General features: G+C 68.7%; 1 protein-coding gene. It reads left to right on the top strand.

Going from position 1 to position 21,872, the window contains the following annotated elements; genetic code table 11:
• Nucleotides 1-101: 101 nt before the first annotated feature.
• Complete coding sequence (locus A5767_RS15150; RefSeq protein ID WP_064852610.1) at nt 102-21,848, top strand: non-ribosomal peptide synthetase; 21,747 nt, start codon at nt 102-104, stop codon at nt 21,846-21,848.
• Nucleotides 21,849-21,872 lie beyond the last annotated feature (24 nt).

The following is a 21,872-nucleotide window of genomic DNA, read 5'->3' as shown; positions in this document are numbered from 1 at the left end:
CGTTCGACTGCCCGGCCAGTACGGTGCCGGGTGGCAGCGGGGGGCGGTGTCGCGTGCGCAGCGTGATGCCGAGCGCAGGTTATTTCAGGAGGCTGACGTAGATGACGGGTGACATGGCGGGCAAGCCGGCGCTGGCGATCGAGGACCTTCCCCGGTTGCTCGCCGCCGTCGCGGAGATCGAACCCGACCGCGTCGCCCTCACCGACGGTGACACCCGTATCGGCTACGCGCGCCTGCGCGACGAGATCGCCACGCTCGACACCGCGATGGGTGGCGCGCTCGGTTTCGACGCGCTGTTCCCCGTCGTCCTGTCGAACATCGCGCCCGCTCTGCTGGGTGCTCCGGGTCTCGCGGGGGTGGTCGACGCCCTGCTGGCCGACGCCGTCGAGGTGCTCGGCGACGATGCAGCAGCACCGGCCACGTTCGATCCCGATACACTGGTGGCGCGTTTCGACGCCCAGGTGGCGCGGACCCCCGATGCGGTCGCTCTCGAGTTCGACGGGCAGGCCCTGACCTACCGCGAATTCGATGCCCGCGCCAACCGTCTCGCACGTCACCTGATCGGTCTCGGTGTGGGCCCGGACGCACGGGTCGGTCTCGCCGTCCGCCGGTCGTTCGATCTGCTGGTCGGCATGTACGCCATCGTCAAGGCCGGTGGCGCCTACGTGCCGCTCGATCCCGACCATCCGGCCGATCGCCTCGCCTACGTCCTCGAGATCGCCGAGCCGGTCGCCGTCGTCACCACCGAGCGCGACGCCGTCGATCTTCCCGATTCGGTCCCGGCGCTGACGATCGACGCCCTCGACCTGTCGGAGGTCTCCGACGAGCCGATCGCCCCGGAGGAGCGCCGCGGCGCGCTCACGGCCGATCACCTCGCCTACGTCATCTTCACGTCCGGTTCGACGGGACGGCCCAAGGGCGTCGCCGTCGAGCACCGGGCGATCGTCGCGAACATCGACTGGCGCCAGTCCGAATACGGGATGCGCGCCGACGACGTGGTGCTGCAGAAGACACCGTTCACCTTCGACGTGTCGGTCTGGGAGTTCTTCTGGCCGCTGCAGGTGGGTGCCCGCCTCACGATCGCGGTGCCCGACGGGCACCGCGACCCGGCCTATCTCGCGCAGACGATGATCGAACGCGGCGTGACGATCGCGCACTTCGTGCCGTCGATGCTCGCCGTCTACCTCACCGAGCCCACCGCCGCGTCGGTGAGCACCCTCCGCTACGTCTTCGCGTCCGGTGAGGCGCTGCCGCCGCAGACCGTCGCCCGCTTCTACGAGATCTCCTCGGCGCGTCTGCACAACCTCTACGGGCCCACCGAGGCCGCGGTCGACGTCACCTACTTCGCGACCTCGGCCGACGACACCGTCGTGCCGATCGGTGCCGCCGTGGCCGACACCGGCCTCTACGTCCTCGACGAGGGCCTGCGTCCCGTCCCGGACGGTGTCGAGGGTGAGCTCTACCTCGCGGGCGTCCAGCTCGCGCGCGGCTACCTCCGTCGCCCCGATCTGACCTCCGACCGCTTCGTCGCCGACCCGTTCGGCGAGCCCGGTGACCGCATGTACCGCACCGGAGACCTCGTGAAGACGAACGACGACGGGCAGATCGAGTACATCGGTCGCACCGACTTCCAGGTGAAGCTGCGCGGTTTGCGCATCGAACTCGGCGAGATCGAATCGGCGCTGCTCGACCATCCGGGCGTGCGGCAGTCGGTCGTCGTCGTACACTCCGACCCCACGCTCGGCGACCACCTCGTCGCCTATCTCGTCACCGACGGGCACGACATCGAACGGTCCGAGCTCGCCGACGCCGTGCGCCGGCGCCTGCCCGACTACATGGTGCCGTCGCTGTTCGTCGAACTCGACGAGTTCCCGCTCGGCGGCAGCGGCAAGCTCGACCGGAAGGCCTTGCCCGCACCGGACTTCAGCTCCCTGCAGCGCGAATACCGCGCACCGTCGACGGCCACCGAGCGCGCCGTCGTCGCCGCTTTCGAGCAGGTCCTCGGTATCGAGCAGCTCGGTGTCGACGACGACTTCTTCGAACTCGGCGGCAACTCCCTGAGCGCGACGCGGGTCGTCGCGCGGCTCAGCGCCGACCACAAGGTCCGCATCGACGTCCGCGAGTTCTTCGACGCCCCGACGGCGGCCGAACTCGCCTCGCTCGTCGACGCCGCCATGGCCTCGGGTGGCGACGGACGCGCACCGCTGGTCCCGCAGGTGCGTCCGGAACTGGTGCCGTTGTCGCTCGCGCAGCAGCGGATGTGGTTCCTCAACCGCTTCGAGCCCGAATCGGCGGTCGACAACATCCCCGTGGCGATCCGCCTGTCGGGGGCACTCGACGCGGCGGCCCTGCAGGCCGCGGTGACCGACGTGCTCGGCCGGCACGAGTCGCTGCGGACGATCTACCCGGACGTCGACGGTGTGGGCTACCAGCAGGTGCTGCGGGTGGACGAGGTGGTGCCCGACCTGACGCCGGTCCCGGTGGCCGAGTCCGATCTGATCGCCCGGGCCACCGAGATCGTCGGCACCGGCTTCGACGTGACGACGCAGGTCCCCTTCCGGGCCCGGCTGTTCGCCGTCACCGAGACCGGGACCGCGGCCGAGCACGTGCTGGTGCTGGTCGTGCACCACATCGCCTCCGACGGGTTCTCGATGGGTCCGCTGACCCGCGACGTCGTGACGGCCTACGCCGCACGCGTCTCGGGCGACGCCCCGCAGTGGGAACCGCTCGCGGTGCAGTACGCCGACTTCGCCATCTGGCAGCGGGAGGTGCTCGGCTCGGAGGACGATCCGGAGTCGGTCATCTCCTCGCAGGTCGCGTTCTGGCGGGAGACCCTCGCGGGTCTGCCCGAGCAACTCGATCTGCCGGCCGACCGTCCGCGACCGGCCGTCGCGAGCTACCGCGGTGCCTCGCATCGGTTCGTCCTGGACTCCGAACTCCGTTCCGCCGTCCGCGATCTCGCCCGTCGCACCTCCACCACCGAGTTCATGGTCGTGCACGCGGCACTGGCGGTGCTGCTGGCGCGGTTGTCGGGTACCGACGACATCGCGATCGGCACCCCGGTGGCCGGTCGTGGCGACGCGGCGCTCGACGACCTGGTGGGCATGTTCGTCAACACCCTCGTGCTGCGCACCCGGGTCGAGGGCGGCGAGTCGTTCGAGCAGGTGCTCGGACAGGTACGCGGCGCCGACCTCGAGGCGTTCGGGCAGGCCGACCTGCCGTTCGAGCGGCTCGTCGAGATCATCGACCCCGAACGGTCGACGGCACGGCACCCATTGTTCCAGGTGCTCCTCGCGTTCCAGAACCTCGACGCCGACTCCCTCGAACTGCCCGGCCTGACCGTCTCGGCGCTCGACGTCGACGCGGCACTGGCGAAGTTCGACCTGCAGGTCACCGTCTCGGACGACGCGACCGCCGAGGGGTATCTCGTCGACCTCACCTATGCCACGGATCTGTTCGACGCCCGGACGATGGAGTCCTTCGCCGAGCGCCTGACCCGGATCCTCACCGCGGTCGTGACCGAACCCGCACTTCCGGTCGGTGATGTCGCGCTGCTCGACGATGCCGAGCGCACCGATGTGCTCGCCACGTGGAACGCCACCGAGCACGAACTCGGCGACGCCGGGACTCTCGTCGATCTGTTCGCCGAGCAGGTCCGGCGGTCGCCGGATGCGGTCGCGGTGGAGTTCGAGGGCGAGTCGCTGACCTACGGCGAGTTCTCGGAGCGCGTGAATCGTCTTGCGCGGCATCTGATCTCGCTCGGTGTCCGACCGGAGGCGTCGGTGGGTCTGGCGATGCGCCGCTCGCTGGATCTGCTCGTCGGTATGTACGCGATCGTCTCGGCCGGTGGTGCCTACGTGCCGATCGATCCGGATCAGCCGGACGATCGCAACGGCTACATCCTCGACACCGCCGCTCCCGTGGTGGTGCTGACCACCGAACGCGACGGATTCTCCGTGCCGGCCACGGCATCGGTGCCGTCGCTCGCGATCGACGGCCTCGACCTGTCCGCGACACCGGCCGAGCCGGTCACCGACGCCGACCGCCTCGCGCCGTTGCGGCCGTCGAACACCGCGTACTCGATCTTCACCTCCGGATCGACGGGACGCCCGAAGGGTGTGGCGGTCGCCCATGCCTCGGTCGTCAACCAGATCCGGTGGATCACCACCGAATACGGGATCGGCCCCGACGACGTGGTGCTGCAGAAGACCCCGTTCACCTTCGACGTGTCGGTGTGGGAACTCTTCGGCACCCTCGCCGTCGGTGCGCGCATGGTGATCGCGGTCCCGGACGGTCACCGCGACACCGCCTATCTCGCCACCGTCATCCGCGAGCGCGCGGTGACGGCAACCTCCTTCGTCCCGTCGATGCTCGCGGTGTTCGCCGCGTCGGTGTCGCCCGACGACTGCGCGTCGCTGCGCACCGTGCTCGTCGCCGGTGAGGCCTTCCCGCTGTCGGTGGCCGAGCAGTTCTCGCGGATCAGCGACGCCGAGCTCCACAACCTTTACGGCCCCACCGAGGCCACGGTGCACGCCACCGCCCGCCCGGTCGCAGGAACGACGGGTGGCTCCGTCGCGATGGGCGCTCCGGTGTGGAACACCCGCGCCTACGTGCTCGACTCGCGACTGTCGCCGGTTCCCGCCGGTGTCGTGGGTGAGCTGTATCTCGCGGGTGTGCAGGTGGCGCGCGGTTACGTCGGCCGCCCCGATCTGACCGCCGAGCGTTTCGTCGCCTCGCCCTTCGGCGAGGGTGAGCGTCTGTACCGCACGGGCGACCTCGTGCGCTGGAGCAACGACCGCCGCGGCGATCTCGAGTATCTCGGCCGCACCGACTTCCAGGTCAAGCTCCGCGGTCTGCGTATCGAGCTCGGGGAGATCGAGACCGCGCTGCTCGACCACACCGGGGTGTCACAGGCCGCCGCGCAGGTGCGGCACGAACAGCTCGTCGCCTACGTGGTCCCGGCCCCGAACACGACCTTCGACCGCGACGCCGCGCAGGCCGCGCTGAGCGCGGTGCTCCCGGCCTACATGGTGCCGTCGCAGTTCGTGGTCCTCGACGAGATGCCGCTCGGCAGCTCGGGCAAGGTCGACCGGAAGGCGCTGCCCGATCCGGTCTTCGAGGCCCGTGGCTTCCGTGCACCCACGACTCCGGTCGAAGAAGTCGTCGCCGGCGTGTTCGCCGACGTCCTCGGTGTCGACCGTGTCGGGCTCGACGACGACTTCTTCGCCCTCGGCGGCAACTCGCTCATCGCGACGCAGGTCGTCGCGCGCCTTGGCTCCGAACTGGGAACCGTTGTGCCCGTTCGTGTCCTGTTCGAGGCGTCCGGCGTGGCCGCCCTCGCCGCCCGCGTCGAGCAGAGCGAGACCCAGGGCCGCACGCCGCTCATCGCGCAGGAACGTCCCGAGCGGGTACCGCTGTCGCTCGCGCAGCAGCGGATGTGGTTCCTCAACCGCTTCGAGCCCGAATCGGCGGTCAACAACATCCCCGGCGCGATCCGGTTGATCGGCGCGCTGGACGTCGAGGCGCTGCGCTCCGCGGTGGTCGACGTGCTCGGCCGGCACGAGTCCTTGCGGACGACCTACCCGGACGTCGACGGTGTGGGCTACCAGCAGGTGCTGCCGGTGTCCGAGGTCGAACCCGACCTCACGCCGATCGACGTCACCGAGACGCAGCTGGTGCAGAGCATCACCGATCTCGTCTCGTCCGGCTTCGACGTCTCTGCCCAGGCACCCTTCCGGGCGCAGCTGTTCGCGGTATCGGCGACCGAACACGTGCTCGCACTCGTCGTGCACCACATCGCCGCCGACGGCTTCTCGATGGGTCCGCTCACCCGCGACATCGTCTCCGCCTACGCGGCCCGCGCCGCCGGCGGCGAACCGGGCTGGGAACCGCTGCCGGTGCAGTACGCCGACTTCGCGATCTGGCAGCGGGAGGTGCTCGGCTCGGAGGACGATCCGGAGTCGGTCATCTCCTCGCAGGTCGGTTTCTGGCGGGACACGCTCGAGGGTCTGCCCGAGCAGCTCGACCTGCCGGCCGACCGCCCGCGCCCCGCCGTCGCCACCAACCGGGGTGCCCTGCACGAGTTCACCATCGACGAGACGCTGCACGACCGCATCGTCACGCTCGCCCGCGAACGCAACGCGACCCCGTTCATGGTGGTGCACACCGCGCTGGCAGTGTTGCTGGCGCGTCTGTCGGGAACCGACGACATCGCGATCGGCACCCCGGTGGCCGGTCGTGGCGACGCGGCGCTCGACGACCTGGTGGGCATGTTCGTCAACACCCTCGTGCTGCGCACCAGGGTCGAGGGCGGCGAGTCGTTCGAGCAGGTGCTCGGCCGGGTGCGCGGCGCCGACCTCGAGGCGTTCGGCCACGCCGACCTGCCGTTCGAACGACTCGTGGAGGTGCTCAACCCCGAGCGCTCCACTACACGTCACCCGCTGTTCCAGGTGATGCTGTCGTTCCAGAACCTCGAGACCCGCACGCTCGAACTTCCGCGGCTGACCGTCGAGGCCGTCGACCTCGACATCGCGACCGCCAAATTCGACCTCCAGTTCGTCGTCACCGAGACGCCCACCGCGACCGGTGCCGCCGAGTACTCGGTGGGCCTGACCTACGCCACCGATCTGTTCGACACCCGCACCGTCGAGCGCATTGCCGAGCGCTTCGTCCGTCTCCTCGATGCGGTCACCGGCGATCTCTCCGTCGCGATCGGTGATGTCGATCTGCTCGACGACGCCGAACGCGTGCAGGTCCTCGAGCAGTGGAACGACACCGACCACGCGCTCGACGGCACCTCGACCCTCGTCGATCTGTTCGCCGAGCAGGTCCGGCGGTCGCCGGATGCGGTCGCGGTGGAGTTCGAGGGTGAGTCGCTGACCTACGGCGAGTTCTCCGAGCGCGTGAACCGTCTTGCGCGGCACCTGATCTCGCTCGGCGTCGGCCCCGACGCGCGGGTGGGTCTGGCGATGCGTCGCTCGCTCGATCTGCTGGTCGGTATGTACGCGGTCGTCACGGCCGGTGGTGCCTACGTGCCGATCGATCCGGATCAGCCCGACGATCGCAACGGATACATCCTCGACACCGCCGCGCCCGTGGTGGTGCTGAGCACCGAACGCGACGGATTCCGCGTACCGGGGGAGAGGTCCGTCCCGAGCCTGGTCGTCGACACCCTCGACTTGTCCGCGACGGCGTCCGAGCCGGTCACCGACGCCGAGCGGACGTCTCCGCTGCGGGCGTCGAACACCGCCTACGTCATCTTCACGTCCGGGTCCACCGGGCGCCCGAAGGGCGTGGCGGTGCCGCACGGCGCGATCGTCAACCGCTTGCGCTGGATGCAGCACGAATACCCGCTCACCGCCGCCGACGTGGTGCTGCAGAAGACCCCGTTCACCTTCGACGTGTCGGTGTGGGAGTTCTTCTGGCCCTTGCAGATCGGTGCCCGACTGGTGGTCGCCGTGCCCGACGGTCACCGCGACCCGCGGTACCTGGCCTCGGTGATCGAGCGGCGCGGCGTGACCGTCGTGCACTTCGTGCCGTCGATGCTCGCGGTGTTCGTCGCCGAGGCATCGGCCGACGACCTCACCTCGCTCCGTCACGTCTTCGCCTCCGGTGAGGCACTGCCGCCCGCACTGGCCGCACGCACGCGGGCACTGCTGTCCGACGCCGGCCTGCACAACCTCTACGGCCCCACCGAGGCAGCCGTGGACGTGACCTACCACGAGGCCACCGACGCCGACACGGTCTCCGTGCCGATCGGCGCCCCCGTGTGGAACACCCGCGTCTACGTCCTCGACGAGCGTCTCGCGCCCGTGCCCGTGGGGGTCGCGGGAGAGCTCTATCTCGCGGGAGCTCAGCTCGCCCGCGGGTACATGCAGCGCCCCGACCTCACGGCCGAACGCTTCGTCGCCTCGCCGTTCGGCGACGGTGAGCGGCTGTACCGCACCGGCGACCTCGTGCGCTGGACGGAGGGCGCCGGCGAACTCGACTACATCGGCCGCACCGACTTCCAGGTCAAGCTCCGCGGTCTGCGCATCGAACTCGGCGAGATCGAGACCGCGCTGCTCGCCCTCGACGAGGTCGACCAGGCCGTCGTGCTCGTCCGTCAGGACCAGCTCGTCGCCTACGTCGTCCCGCAGGCCGGTGCGACCTTCGATCAGGTGGCGGCCGGTGCGGCACTGTCCGCGCAGTTGCCGGCCTACATGGTGCCCGCCACCTACGTGCTCCTCGACACCATGCCGCTCGGTGCGTCCGGCAAGCTCGACCGCAAGGCACTGCCCGACCCGGTCTTCGAGGTCAAGGAGTTCCGCGCTCCCACCACCTCCACCGAGCAGGTCGTGGCGTCGATCTACTCCGAGGTCCTCGGTGTCGACCGCGTCGGCCTCGACGACGACTTCTTCGCGCTGGGCGGCAACTCGCTCATCGCCACCCAGGTGGTCTCCCGCATCGGTGCGGCGCTGAACGCCACCGTTCCGCTGCGCCTGCTGTTCGAGGCCTCCACCGTGGAAGAGCTTGCGGCACGCCTCGAACGCGGGGTCTCCGGCGGTCCGCGCCGGCCCCTCGTCGCCACCGAACGACCTGATCGGGTTCCGCTGTCGCTCGCGCAGCAGCGCTACTGGTTCCTCAACCAGTTCGACACGGCGTCCTCCGCGGTCGACAACATCCCGATCGCCGTGCGGCTCGTCGGCACCCTCGACGTCGAGGCGCTCCGTGCGGCAGCACGCGACGTCATCGCGCGGCACGAATCGCTCCGCACCATCTACCCGGACTCGCCGGAGGGCCCGCACCAGGTGGTGCTCCCGCTCGACGGTGCGCTGCCCGAACTCGTCGTGCGCGAGGTCGCGGAGGCCGAACTCGAACCCGAGATCGTCGCCTTCATGTCGACGACCTTCGACGTGACCTCCGAGGTGCCCGTCGCGGTGCGCATCTTCCGCGTCAGCGACGACGAGCACATCCTCGCGCTGGTCGTGCACCACGTGTCGGCCGACGGTGCGTCGGTCGGCCCGCTCACCCGCGACCTGATGACGGCCTATGCAGCGCGCTCCCACGGGGACGCCCCGGCGTGGGAACCGCTGCCCGTGCAGTACGCCGACTACGCGCTGTGGCAGCGCGAGGTGCTCGGCAGCGAGGACGATCCGGAATCGCTGGCCGCCAAGCAGGTCGAGTACTGGAAGCAGGCCCTCGCCGGCCTGCCCGACCAGCTCGATCTCCCGTCCGACCGCCCGCGTCCGCCGAGCCAGAGCTTCCGCGGTGAATCGTTGCAGTTCACGATCTCGCCCGAACTGCACCGCGGCCTGCAGGAACTCGCGCGGTCGAAGAACGCGACGCTGTTCATGGTCGTCAACGCGGCCTTCGCGACTCTGCTGGCGCGGCTCTCGGGCACCCGCGACATCGCGATCGGCACCCCGATCGCCGGTCGTGGCGAGCGCGAGCTCGACGATCTGATCGGCATGTTCGTCAACACGCTGGTCTTCCGCAGCGACGTCGATCCGGCCCAGTCCTTCGAGCGACTCCTCGAAGGCACCCGTGAGACCGACCTCGGCGCGTTCGCGAACGCCGATGTGCCGTTCGAACGCCTGGTGGAAGTGCTGAACCCGGTGCGCTCGACCGCCCGCAACCCGCTCTTCCAGGTGGGTCTGTCGTTCCAGAATCTGGCGCGCACCCAGCTCGAACTGCCCGGACTGACGGTGAGCTCCACCGATTTCGAACTGCAGCTCGCCAAGACCGACCTGCAGCTCACGGTGTTCGACCATTACGACGACGACGGTGCGCCCGACGTCATCGATGCCACCTTCACGTATGCGACCGATCTGTTCGACGAGTCGACGGTCGCGGGCTTCGCACAGCGCTTCGTGCGTGTCCTCGAAGCGATCGTCACCGACCCGGCCACGGCCGTCGGCGACATCGACATGCTCGACGGATCCGAGCGGGTCGAGATCCTCGAGTCGTGGAACGCCACCGACCGTGCGGTGGAGCAGACGTCGACCCTGGTGGATCTGTTCGACGAGCAGGTTTCGCGGGTGCCGGATGCTGCGGCGTTGGTGTTCGAGGGTGGGTCGCTGACCTATGCGGAGTTCGATGCGCGGGTCAATCGTCTTGCGCGCAGGTTGATCTCGGAGGGTGTGGGTCCGGAGTCGACGGTGGCGCTGGCGATGCGTCGCTCGGTCGAGTTGCTGGTCGGTATGTATGCGGTGGTCAAGGCCGGTGGTGCGTATGTGCCGGTGGATCCGGATCAGCCGGACGAGCGCAATGCCTACATCCTCGACGCCGCGGCGCCGGTGGTCGTGCTGTCGACCGAACGCGACGATTTCGTCGTGCCGGGGGAGAGGTCTGTCCCGAGCCTGGCGATCGACACGCTCGATCTCTCGGACGTCTCGGACGCATCCATCGCAGACGGCGAACGGGTCGCGCCGTTGCGTGCGTCGAACACGGCGTATGTGATCTTCACGTCGGGTTCGACGGGCCGGCCGAAGGGTGTGGCGGTGCCGCACGCGGCGATCGTCAACCAGTTGCTGTGGAAGCGTGAGCATTTCGGTCTCGGTGTCGATGATGCGGTGCTGTTGAAGACGGTGGCGACCTTCGATCTGTCGGTGTGGGAGTTCTGGTCGGCTCTCGTGTCCGGTGGGCGTGTGGTGATCGCGTCGGCGGACGGTCATCGCGATCCGGCCTATCTGAACCGGTTGCTGACGGAGCAGTCGGTGACGACGCTGCACGTGGTGCCGTCGATGCTCGAGGCTCTGATGGTCGACGCGGGTGGCATCCTCACACCGTCGTTGCGTCAGGTGCTGGCGATCGGTGAGGCCCTCCCGCCGGCCACCGCGAAGCGGTTCGTCGAGCACAATGCCGCCCGGCTGGTGAACCTGTACGGTCCGACCGAGGCCGCGGTGTCCGTCACCGCCGGTGATGTCACGGACACCTCCGGTGCGTCGGTGCCGATCGGTGTGCCCGAGTGGAACACCCGGGTGTATGTGCTCGACGAGCGTCTGCATCCGGTTCCGGCCGGTGTCGCCGGTGAGTTGTATCTGGCCGGTGCGCAGCTCGCGCGCGGGTATTTCGGGCGTGCGGATCTGAGTGCGGAGCGGTTCGTCGCGTCGCCGTTCGGTGACGGGGAGCGGTTGTACCGTACGGGCGATCTGGTGCGGTGGACCCGTGACGGGCAGTTGGATTACCTGTCGCGCACGGACTTCCAGGTGAAGGTGCGTGGGTTCCGTATCGAGCTCGGTGAGATCGAGTCCGCTCTGCGCGCGATGGATGTGCTGCGTGATGTCGCGGTCATCGCCCGGGAGGACGAGCGGGTCGGCACCCAGCTGGTCGCCTACGTCGTGCCCGCGGACGGTGCGCAGGCGGACATCGAGTCGATAAGATCCGCCCTCGGTGCTCGAGTGCCGTCGTACATGGTGCCGTCGGCGTTCGTGACGCTCGATGCGTTGCCGCTGAACGTCAACGGCAAGCTCGACCGCAGGGCCCTGCCCGAACCGGTCTTCGAGACCCGCGAATTCCGGACCCCGGTCAGCCCGGCCGAACAGGCCGTCGCCGCGGTCTTCGCCGAGGTACTCGGCGTCGAACAGGTCGGTCTCGACGACGACTTCTTCGAACTCGGCGGCAACTCGCTGCTCGCCACCCAGGTGGCCTCCCGGCTCGGAGCCGCACTCGGTGCGAAGGTTCCGGTGCGCGCCCTGTTCGAGAACACCGCTGTCGAATCGCTCGCCGGTGCGGTCGAGTCGCAGCGTGGCGACGACCGCCGGCCTCTCGAAGCCGTCGAGCGGCCCACGCGGATCCCGCTGTCGCTCGCGCAGCAGCGCATGTGGTTCCTCAACCGCTTCGACACCGAGTCGTCGGCCTACAACGTGCCGATCGCGATCCGGCTCACCGGCGATCTCGACGTCGACGCGTTGCAGGCAGCAGTCGGCGACGTCGTGGCCCGCCACGAATCGCTGCGCACCTTCTACCCGGAGACCGAGGACGGTCCCGTCCAGGTCATCGTGCCGGCCGCGCAGGCGGTTCCCGACCTGACTCCGGTGGACGTGCCGGAGGAGGACATCGTCACCGCGGTGCAGGAACTCGCGGCGACGATCTTCGACGTCACCACGGCCGTGCCGCTGAGTGCGCGACTGTTCCGGGTCCGCGAATCCGACTACGTCCTCGCCTTCGTGGTCCACCACATCTCCGCCGACGGCTCGTCGATGGGTCCGCTCACGCGCGACCTCATGGCGGCCTACGTCGCGCGGTCGCAGGGCGACGCCCCGGCATGGGAGCCGCTGTCGGTGCAGTACGCCGACTTCGCCATCTGGCAGCGCGAGGTGCTCGGCGACGAGGACGACCCGGAAGCGCTCGCCGCCAAGCAGGTCGAGTACTGGAAGCAGGCCCTCGCCGGCCTGCCCGACCAGCTCGATCTCCCGAGCGACCGGCCACGCCCCGCGGTCCAGTCGTTCCGGGGCGGCCGCGTCGACTTCACCGTCGAGGCCGAACTCCACCGACGCCTCGCCGATCTCGGCCGGCGCACGAACACCACGATGTTCATGGTGCTGCACACCGCGCTCGCGGTGTTCCTCGCACGCATGTCCTCGAGCGACGACATCGCGATCGGCACGCCGATGGCCGGTCGCGGCGAGCGCGAACTCGACGACCTGATCGGCATGTTCGTCAACACGCTGGTGTTCCGGACCCACGTCGATTCGGACGCGTCGTTCACCGAACTCCTGGGACGGACCCGTGAGGCCGACCTCGGCGCGTTCGCGAACGCCGACGTGCCGTTCGAGCGGCTCGTCGAGGTGCTCAACCCCGCACGATCCACGGCACGCCACCCGCTGTTCCAGGTGGGTCTGTCGTTCCAGAACCTCGCGCAGGCCGCACTCGAACTCCCCGGTCTCACCATCTCCGGCCTCGACACCGACATGGAGATCTCGCAGTTCGACCTGCACCTGATCGTCACCGACCGCTACAGCGGCGACGGCACGCCCACGGGCATCACCGGCTACTTCACCTATGCGACCGATCTGTTCGACGAATCGACGGTCGCGGAGTTCGCCGCCCGGTTCATCCGCGTGCTCGACGCCGTGGTCGACGACCCGGCCCTGCCGGTCGGCGACCTGCCGATCCTCGACACCGCGGAGACCACGCGCGTGCTCGAGGCGTGGAACGACACCACACACCCCACCAGGTCGGCGACGTTGGTCGATCTGTTCGACGAGCAGGTTTCGCGGGTGTCGGATGCGACGGCGTTGGTGTTCGAGGGTGAGTCGCTGACCTATGCGGAGTTCGATGCGCGGGTCAATCGTCTTGCGCGCAGGTTGATCTCGGAGGGTGTGGGTCCGGAGTCGACGGTGGCGCTGGCGATGCGTCGCTCGGTCGAGTTGCTGGTCGGTATGTATGCGGTGGCCAAGGCCGGTGGTGCGTATGTGCCGGTGGATCCGGATCAGCCGGACGAGCGCAATGCCTACATCCTCGACGCCGCGGCGCCGGTGGTCGTGCTGTCGACCGAACGCGACGATTTCGTCGTGCCGGGGGAGAGGTCTGTCCCGAGCCTGGCGATCGACACGCTCGATCTCTCGGACGTCTCGGACGCATCCATCGCAGACGGCGAACGGGTCGCGCCGTTGCGTGCGTCGAACACGGCGTATGTGATCTTCACGTCGGGTTCGACGGGCCGGCCGAAGGGTGTGGCGGTGCCGCACGCGGCGATCGTCAACCAGTTGCTTTGGAAGCGTGAGCATTTCGGTCTCGGTGTCGATGATGCGGTGCTGTTGAAGACGGTGGCGACCTTCGATCTGTCGGTGTGGGAGTTCTGGTCGGCTCTCGTGTCCGGTGGGCGTGTGGTGATCGCGTCGGCGGACGGTCATCGCGATCCGGCCTATCTGAACCGGTTGCTGACGGAGCAGTCGGTGACGACGCTGCACGTGGTGCCGTCGATGCTCGAGGCTCTGATGGTCGACGCGGGTGGCATCCTCACACCGTCGTTGCGTCAGGTGCTGGCGATCGGTGAGGCCCTCCCGCCGGCCACCGCGAAGCGGTTCGTCGAGCACAATGCCGCCCGGCTGGTGAACCTGTACGGTCCGACCGAGGCCGCGGTGTCCGTCACCGCCGGTGATGTCACGGACACCTCCGGTGCGTCGGTGCCGATCGGTGTGCCCGAGTGGAACACCCGGGTGTATGTGCTCGACGAGCGTCTGCATCCGGTTCCGGCCGGTGTCGCCGGTGAGTTGTATCTGGCCGGTGCGCAGCTCGCGCGCGGGTATTTCGGGCGTGCGGATCTGAGTGCGGAGCGGTTCGTCGCGTCGCCGTTCGGTGACGGGGAGCGGTTGTACCGTACGGGCGATCTGGTGCGGTGGACCCGTGACGGGCAGTTGGATTACCTGTCGCGCACGGACTTCCAGGTGAAGGTGCGTGGGTTCCGTATCGAGCTCGGTGAGATCGAGTCCGCTCTGCGCGCGATGGATGTGCTGCGTGATGTCGCGGTGATCGCCCGGGAGGACGAGCGGGTCGGCACCCAGCTGGTCGCGTATGTCGTGCCCGCGGACGGTGCGCAGGCGGACATCGAGTCGATAAGATCCGCCCTCGGTGCTCGGGTGCCGTCGTACATGGTGCCGTCGGCGTTCGTGACGCTCGATGCGTTGCCGCTGAACGTCAACGGGAAGCTCGACCGCAGGGCCCTGCCCGAACCGGTCTTCGAGACCCGCGAATTCCGCGCCCCGAGCACCCCGGTCGAGGAGATCGTCGCCGGCGTGTTCGCCGACGTCCTCGGCCTCACCCGCGTGGGTGTGGACGACGACTTCTTCGAACTCGGCGGCAACTCGCTGCTCGCCACCCAGGTCGTCTCGCGGATCGGCGCGGCACTCGACACCCGCGTCCCCGTGCGCGTGCTGTTCGAAGCCCCCAGTGTCGCGGCGCTCGCCGTCGCAGCCGAGCAGCACACCGGTGCGGCGGCACGTCCGCCGCTGGTGCCGCAGCCGCGGCCTGAACGTGTGCCGCTGTCGCTCGCGCAGCAGCGCATGTGGTTCCTCAACCGCTTCGACACCGAGTCGTCGGTCGACAACATCCCAGTGGCGGTCCGGTTGACCGGGGCACTCGACCTCGGTGCGCTGCAGGCAGCGGTCCAAGACCTGCTCACCCGGCACGAGGTGCTCCGCACCATCTATCCCGAGATCGACGGACAGCCCTACCAGCTGATACTCCCAGTCGCGGAAGCCGCACCCGACATCGACGTCGAATCTGCCACTGAGGACGACCTGCTGCAGAAGGTGACGGCGGTCGTCTCCCGCGGGTTCGACGTCACCACCGAGATCCCGCTGCGCGCACGACTGTTCGAGCTCTCCGAGCGCGATCATGTGTTGGTCTTCGTCGTCCATCACATCAGCGCCGACGGCTGGTCCATCTCGCCGCTGACCCGCGACGTGATGACGGCGTACATGTCCCGCGCCGAGGGTGAAGCCCCCGGCTGGGCGCCGCTGCCGGTGCAGTACGCCGACTTCGCCATCTGGCAGCGCGCGGTCCTCGGCGGAGAGGACGATGCCGAGAGCCTGCTCGCTGCGCAGGCCGAGTACTGGAAGCGCACGCTCGCGGGTCTGCCTGACGAGCTGAATCTCCCCATGGACCGGCCGCGTCCTTCGATCCAGTCCTTCACCGGCGGCAAGATCGAGTTCGTCCTCGGCGCGGACCTGCACCGCGGCCTCGCGGCACTCGCACGCTCCACGGGCACCACGATGTTCATGGTGATGCACACCGCGCTCGCGGTGTTTCTGTCGAGGATCTCCGACAGCGACGACATCGCGATCGGCACGCCCATCGCCGGTCGTGGCGAATCGGAGGTCGACGACCTGGTCGGCATGTTCGTCAACACGCTCGTCCTGCGCACCCGGGTGGACGCGGGCAAGAGCTTCTCGGACCTCCTCTCGCGCGTGCGGGAGGGCGACCTCGAGGCGTTCGCCCACGCCGACATCCCCTTCGAGCGGCTCGTGGAGATCCTCAACCCCGAGCGGTCGACGGCACGCCACCCGCTGTTCCAGGTGGCACTGTCGTTCGAGAACCTGCCCGAGACGGCGCTGGAACTGCCCGAACTCACGGTGTCCGGAGTGCCCTTCGAGGTCGACACCGTCAAGTTCGACCTGTCGCTGACCCTCCGCGAGCATCGCGGCGGATCGGATGTCCCCGCCGGAATCTCGGCTGAATTCTCCTACGCGAGTGCGTTGTTCGACCGCTCGACGATCGAAGGATTCGCTCGACGGTTCGAGATGCTCGTCGCGGGAGTACTGGGCGATCCGCACCTGCCGGTCGGCGATCTACCGCTTCTCGACACAGACGAGTTCGACCGGCTCACGCACGTCCACGGCGACCGCGTCAGTGCAGGTGGAAGCCTCACCGACATCCTCACTTCGGGCGTCGCGCGGGCCCCCGAGGCCGTCGCGGTGCGGTACGAGGGCCGGTCGGTCACCTACCGGGAACTCGACGAGACCTCGTCGCGCCTGGCCCGCATGCTCATCGAGCGAGGGGTCGGACCGGAGGACATCGTCGCCGTCGCGTACCCGCGTTCGTACGAGATGGTGCTGAGCGTGTGGGCGATCGCGAAGGCCGGTGCCGCCCACCTGCCGGTCGATCCGAACTACCCGATCGACCGCGTGCGCTACATGCTCGCGGATTCCGGAGCGGCCATGGGTATCACCGGGGCCGAATATCGCGAGGCAATGCCGGACGACTCCGACTGGGTCGTGCTCGACGCGCCGGAGACGGCCGCGGAACTGGACGCGCGGTCCGGTGCGCCGGTCACCGACGCCGATCGCGTGCGGCCGATCCGGCTCGAACACCCGGCCTATGTGATCTACACGTCGGGTTCGACGGGTAGGCCCAAGGGAGTCGTGGTCACCCACACCGGTCTCGGTGGCGTCGTCGACACCGCCGTGGACCTCTACCACCTGCGTGCCGGCCACCGGTTCCTGCACATCTGCTCGCCGAGCTTCGACCCGTCGGTGCTCGAGTGGATGGCTGCATTCTCGAGCGGTGCGACGCTGGTGATCGTGCCGGGCCGGATCATCGGCGGCCCGGATCTTGCGGAACTGCTGCAGACCGAACAGGTGACCCACACGATCATCACGCCCGCAGTGCTGGGCACGATGGATCCTGCCGGTATCGACAGCCTCGAGGTGGTGTCGGTGGGCGGCGACGTCACCACACCCGAGCTGCTCGGTCGCTGGGCGCCGGGACGGAAGTACTTCAACGGTTACGGCCCCACCGAGACCACGATCATCTCGTCGTTCGCCCGCCTGCAACCGGGCCGGCCGATCACGATCGGCAACCCGACCCACGGTGTATCCGCGCTCGTCCTCGATGCCCGGCTGAACCCGGTGCCCGAGGGTGTCGCAGGCGAGCTCTACATGGCAGGTGGCGCGCTCGCGCGGGGTTACCACGGGCGCACCGCCCTGACCGCCGAGCGGTTCGTCGCCAATCCCTACACCAGCGACGGCTCGCGCATGTACCGCACGGGCGACGTGGTTCGCTGGCGTTCGATCGAGGGCGGTCCCGTCGAGCTCGAATTCGTCGGCCGCAGCGACTTCCAGGTCAAGGTCCGCGGTTTCCGTATCGAGCTCGGCGAGATCGACGCGGCTCTCGCCGGGCACGACAGTGTGGATTTCGCGGCTACTCTCGGCCGGACCACCGGTTCCGGCGCCACCGTGCTGGTGTCGTACGTGCTGCCGGTGCGGGGTCGAACGGTCGACACGGCGGAGTTGACCGAGTTCGTGGCACGGTCGTTGCCGCCGCACATGGTGCCGTCGGCCATCGTGGTACTCGACGAGGTGCCGCTCACGCCGGTGGGCAAACTCGATCGCGATGCGCTGCCGGAACCGGTGATCGAGGAGCGTGAGTACCGGGCCGCCGAGGGTGAGGTCGAGCAGATCATCTCCGAGGTGTTCGCGGAGGTTCTGCATCTGGACAAGGTGAGCGTCGACGAGTCGTTCTTCGCGCTCGGCGGCGACAGCATCGTGTCGATCCAGTTGGTGTCGCGGGCGAAGGCGCGCGGTGTGGTGTTCACCCCCCGGGACGTCTTCGAGCGTCGGTCGGTCGCCGGTCTCGCCGAGGTCGCGACGCGCTCCGAGGGCGGGACGACACTGCGTCCGGCCGAGCTTCCCGGTGGCGGTGTCGGCGAGGTTCCGCTGACGCCGATCATGCATGAGGTCCTGTCGTGGCCCGGTGGTTTCGATCGGTTCTCGCAGATCGTCGCCGTGACGTTGCCGCGCGGGATCGATCAGGACGTGCTCGTTCGTACGATCGGTGCTGTCGTCGATCACCACGACGCTCTGCGTTCGATCCTCGAGCGCGGAACCGATGGGGAGCATGTCCTACGCGTTCGCGCCGCGGGGAGTGTCGATCCGATGTCGATTCTCGAACGGGTCGAGCTACCCGCCGGAATCAGCGACGCAGATCTGACTGTCGTTGCGGAACACGAGATCGACGCAGCGCTGGGCCGGCTCGATCCTGCCAGCGGTTCGGTCCTCCGGTTCGTGTGGTTCGATTTCGGCGGTGAGCGTGCGGGCATCCTCGCGGTCGTCGCCCACCATCTGGTCGTGGACGGCGTCTCGTGGCGCATCCTGCTGCCGGACCTCGGCCTGGCCTGGGGGCAGATCGTCTCCGGCCAGGAAGTGTCGCTCGACGCCGTGGGCACGTCCCTGCGGCGATGGGCGCACGGTCTCGTGGCTGCGGCCTCGGAGCGCCGGGCGGAACTTCCTCTGTGGGAACGCATTCTGGAGGGCCCGGACCCGGCTCTGGGCTCACGTCCGTTCGATCCTGCCGTCGACACCGTTTCCACCGTCCGACGGGTCGAGCTGTCTCTCCCGGCGTCCGAAACCGATGCTCTGCTGACGTCGGTGCCGACATTGTTCCGCGGTGGTGTCGCCGATGGCCTGATGGCTGCGCTCGGCCTGGCACTCGTGCGGTGGCGACGCGATCGAGGCATCGAATCGTCTTCGGCACTGGTCGAATTCGAAGGTCATGGGCGGGAGGAGTCCGTCCTGCCGGGAGCGGACCTGTCGAGGACGGTCGGGTGGTTCACCAGTGCGTACCCGGTCCGGGTCGACCTGACCGGAGTGGACGTGGACGAGGCTTTCGCCGGTGGCGCTGCGATCGGATCGGCCGTGAAGGCGGTCAAGGAACAGCTCCTGGCCATCCCGGACAAGGGCATGGGATTCGGCATGCTGCGCTATCTGGATCCGGAATCGTCGGCGCGGTTGGCGTCGATCGCCCGAGTGCCGCAGGTGAGCTTCAACTATCTGGGCCGGATGTCGTCGGCGGACGTACCGGAGGGTCTCGCGGAGATCGGCTGGGCGCCGACCTCCGCGCTCGGCGAGCTGGATGTTGCTCAGGACGCCGACATGCCCGCCAACGCGAGCGTCGATATCAATGCGATCGTCTCGGACGGCGACGGCGGACCACAGCTCGGCGCGAGCATCGCCTTCCCGTCGGGGCTGCTGGATTCCGACGACGTGGACGAGCTTGCTCAGCATTGGTCGCAGGCACTGAGCGCACTCGCACAGTACGCGGCATCACCGGATGCGGGTGGCCTGACACCGTCCGACCTGCTGCTCGCCGGTCTGGAACAGAGCGAGATCGAGGAATGGGAGCAGCGCTACCCGGCGCTCTCGGACGTGTGGCCGCTGTCGCCGCTGCAGGCGGGTCTGCTGTTCCACGCGTCGATGGTGACCGAGGAGCACGTCGACGTCTACACCATGCAGGCCGTGCTGGACCTCGAGGGTGAGGTGGATCCGGCGCGCCTGCGTGCGGCCGGACAAGCACTGCTGGACCGATACCCGAATCTCAGGACCGCTTTCGTCACGGACGCGGAGGGACGGTCCCTGCAACTGGTGCTCGACGACGTCGAGCTTCCCTGGCGAGAACTCGATTCGAGCGACACCGAGGACGAGCGACGGATGGCCGCGGTCGCATCGGCATTGGCGGACGAGCAGTCCCGCCGCTTCGACATGGAGTCGGCACCGCTCATTCGGTTCCTGCTCGTGAGATCCGGAACGAACCGGTACCACCTCGGAGTCACGACCCATCACATCCTTCTCGACGGCTGGTCGATGCCGCTGCTCATGCAGGATCTGATGGCCCTGTACGTGCTTCGCGGTGATCCCACGGCACTGCCGCGCGCGCGCTCCTACCGCAGTTTCCTCGCGTGGCTCGCCGAGCAGGACAGGACGGTTTCGCTCGACGCGTGGGCCACCGCGCTCGAAGGGCTCGGAGATCCGACCGCCATCGCTCCGGTTCAGCGCGACCCCGGGAACGACACGATCTCCACGGTCCGCGTCCTGCTCGACACCGAGCGCACCGCCCGGTTGACCGCCCTCGCGGCCGATCTCGGCGTAACCGTGAACACCCTCGTGCAGGCTGCCTGGGGCGTAGTGCTCGGCCGCATCACCGGCAGCTCGGACGTCGTGTTCGGCGCGACCGTGTCGGGTCGTCCCGCCGACCTGCCCGGCGTCGAGTCGATGGTGGGTCTGTTCATCAACACATTGCCGGTGCGCGTAAGGACGAACCGGCACGAATCCGTATCGCAGATGCTCCGACGTCTGCAGGCGGAGCAGGCGGGGTTGCTCGATCACCACTATGTCGGCCTGTCCGACATCGAACAGCGCATCGGAACGCCGATCGGATTCGACTCCCTGCTGGTGTTCGAGTCGTACCCGATCGATCGGGACGCGTTGTCCGACGCTGCGGGCTCGATCGACGGCATGACGATCACGGGCGTCGGAGTGAAGGACGCCACGCATTACCCGATAACGCTGCTCACCGTCGCCGACAGCGAGATCGAACTGACCTTCAAGTACCTGGAGCGGTTCTTCGACGAGGCCGAGGTCGTTCACCTCTCCCGACGATTCGTGCGTGTGCTGGAGGCGTTCGTCGAGGATTCCGACACGGCGGTCGCCGATATCGAACTCGTCGAGGCCGACGAACTCGCGCGTATCGTGGCCGAATCCGGGCCCTCCGCGGTTGTGGGCGGTACGGGAGCGGGCACCCTCGCCACTGTGCTCGCGGAGGTGGTCGAAATGGACCCCTCGGCGCCCGCACTCGCCGTGCCCGCCGAACCCGAGGCCGACGGGCAGGGTGTGGAGATCTCGTACCGCGAACTCGACGAACGGTCTTCCCGCCTGGCCCGCATGCTCATCGATCGCGGGCTGGGAACAGGCGATGCTGTCGCCGTCTCGATGCCACGCTCGGTGGACTCGGTGGTCGCGCAGTGGGCGGTGGCCAAGACCGGCGCGGCACTCGTGATGGTCGACCCGGCTCGCCACGGCGAAGAGCTGCCGGCGGGAGCCGCGGTGGGTCTGACCCTCTCGAAGGCGGCAGGATCCCTGTCGGGCGACTGGATCGTCGTGGACGACGAGAAGGTGCAGACGGACCTGTCGGCTCTCTCGGCCGCTCCCGTGACGTACTCGGACCGGCTGCGTCCGGTGGAACCGTCGGACGCGGCGGCGGTCATCGGGTCGCGGACGTTCACGAACGCCGAACTTCTCGAGCGGATCGACGAGCTGCGCGAGAGGTACGAGCTGACCTACGAGTCGCGGAGCGCAGCCCTGGGCAGCGTCGACGTCGAATCGGTGGCCCTCGAGCCGCTGGCCGTGACCGCGACGGGTGCGGTCGTCGTGGTCGTACCCGAGAAGACGGTGTCGGGGGCCTCCCTGGACGGTGTGCTCTACAACGAGTGGGTCACGCACGTCCACCTGCCGGAAGCCTCGCTGCGCACGCTCGAGCCGGGCAGTCTCGAGGATCTCGCGGTGGTCGTCGTGGTCGACGAGGCGCCCCAGGATCTGCTCGACGAATGGGGCGCGGCGCACCGGGTGCACCGGCTCTCCGATCCGGACTGACCGCAGGTGGGGCCGTCCTCGGAC

The organism is Rhodococcus sp. 852002-51564_SCH6189132-a, from assembly GCF_001665495.1.
In the GTDB taxonomy this organism is placed as follows: Bacteria; Actinomycetota; Actinomycetes; order Mycobacteriales; family Mycobacteriaceae; genus Rhodococcus; species Rhodococcus pyridinivorans.
This window is presented reverse-complemented; position numbering and strand designations above follow the sequence as displayed.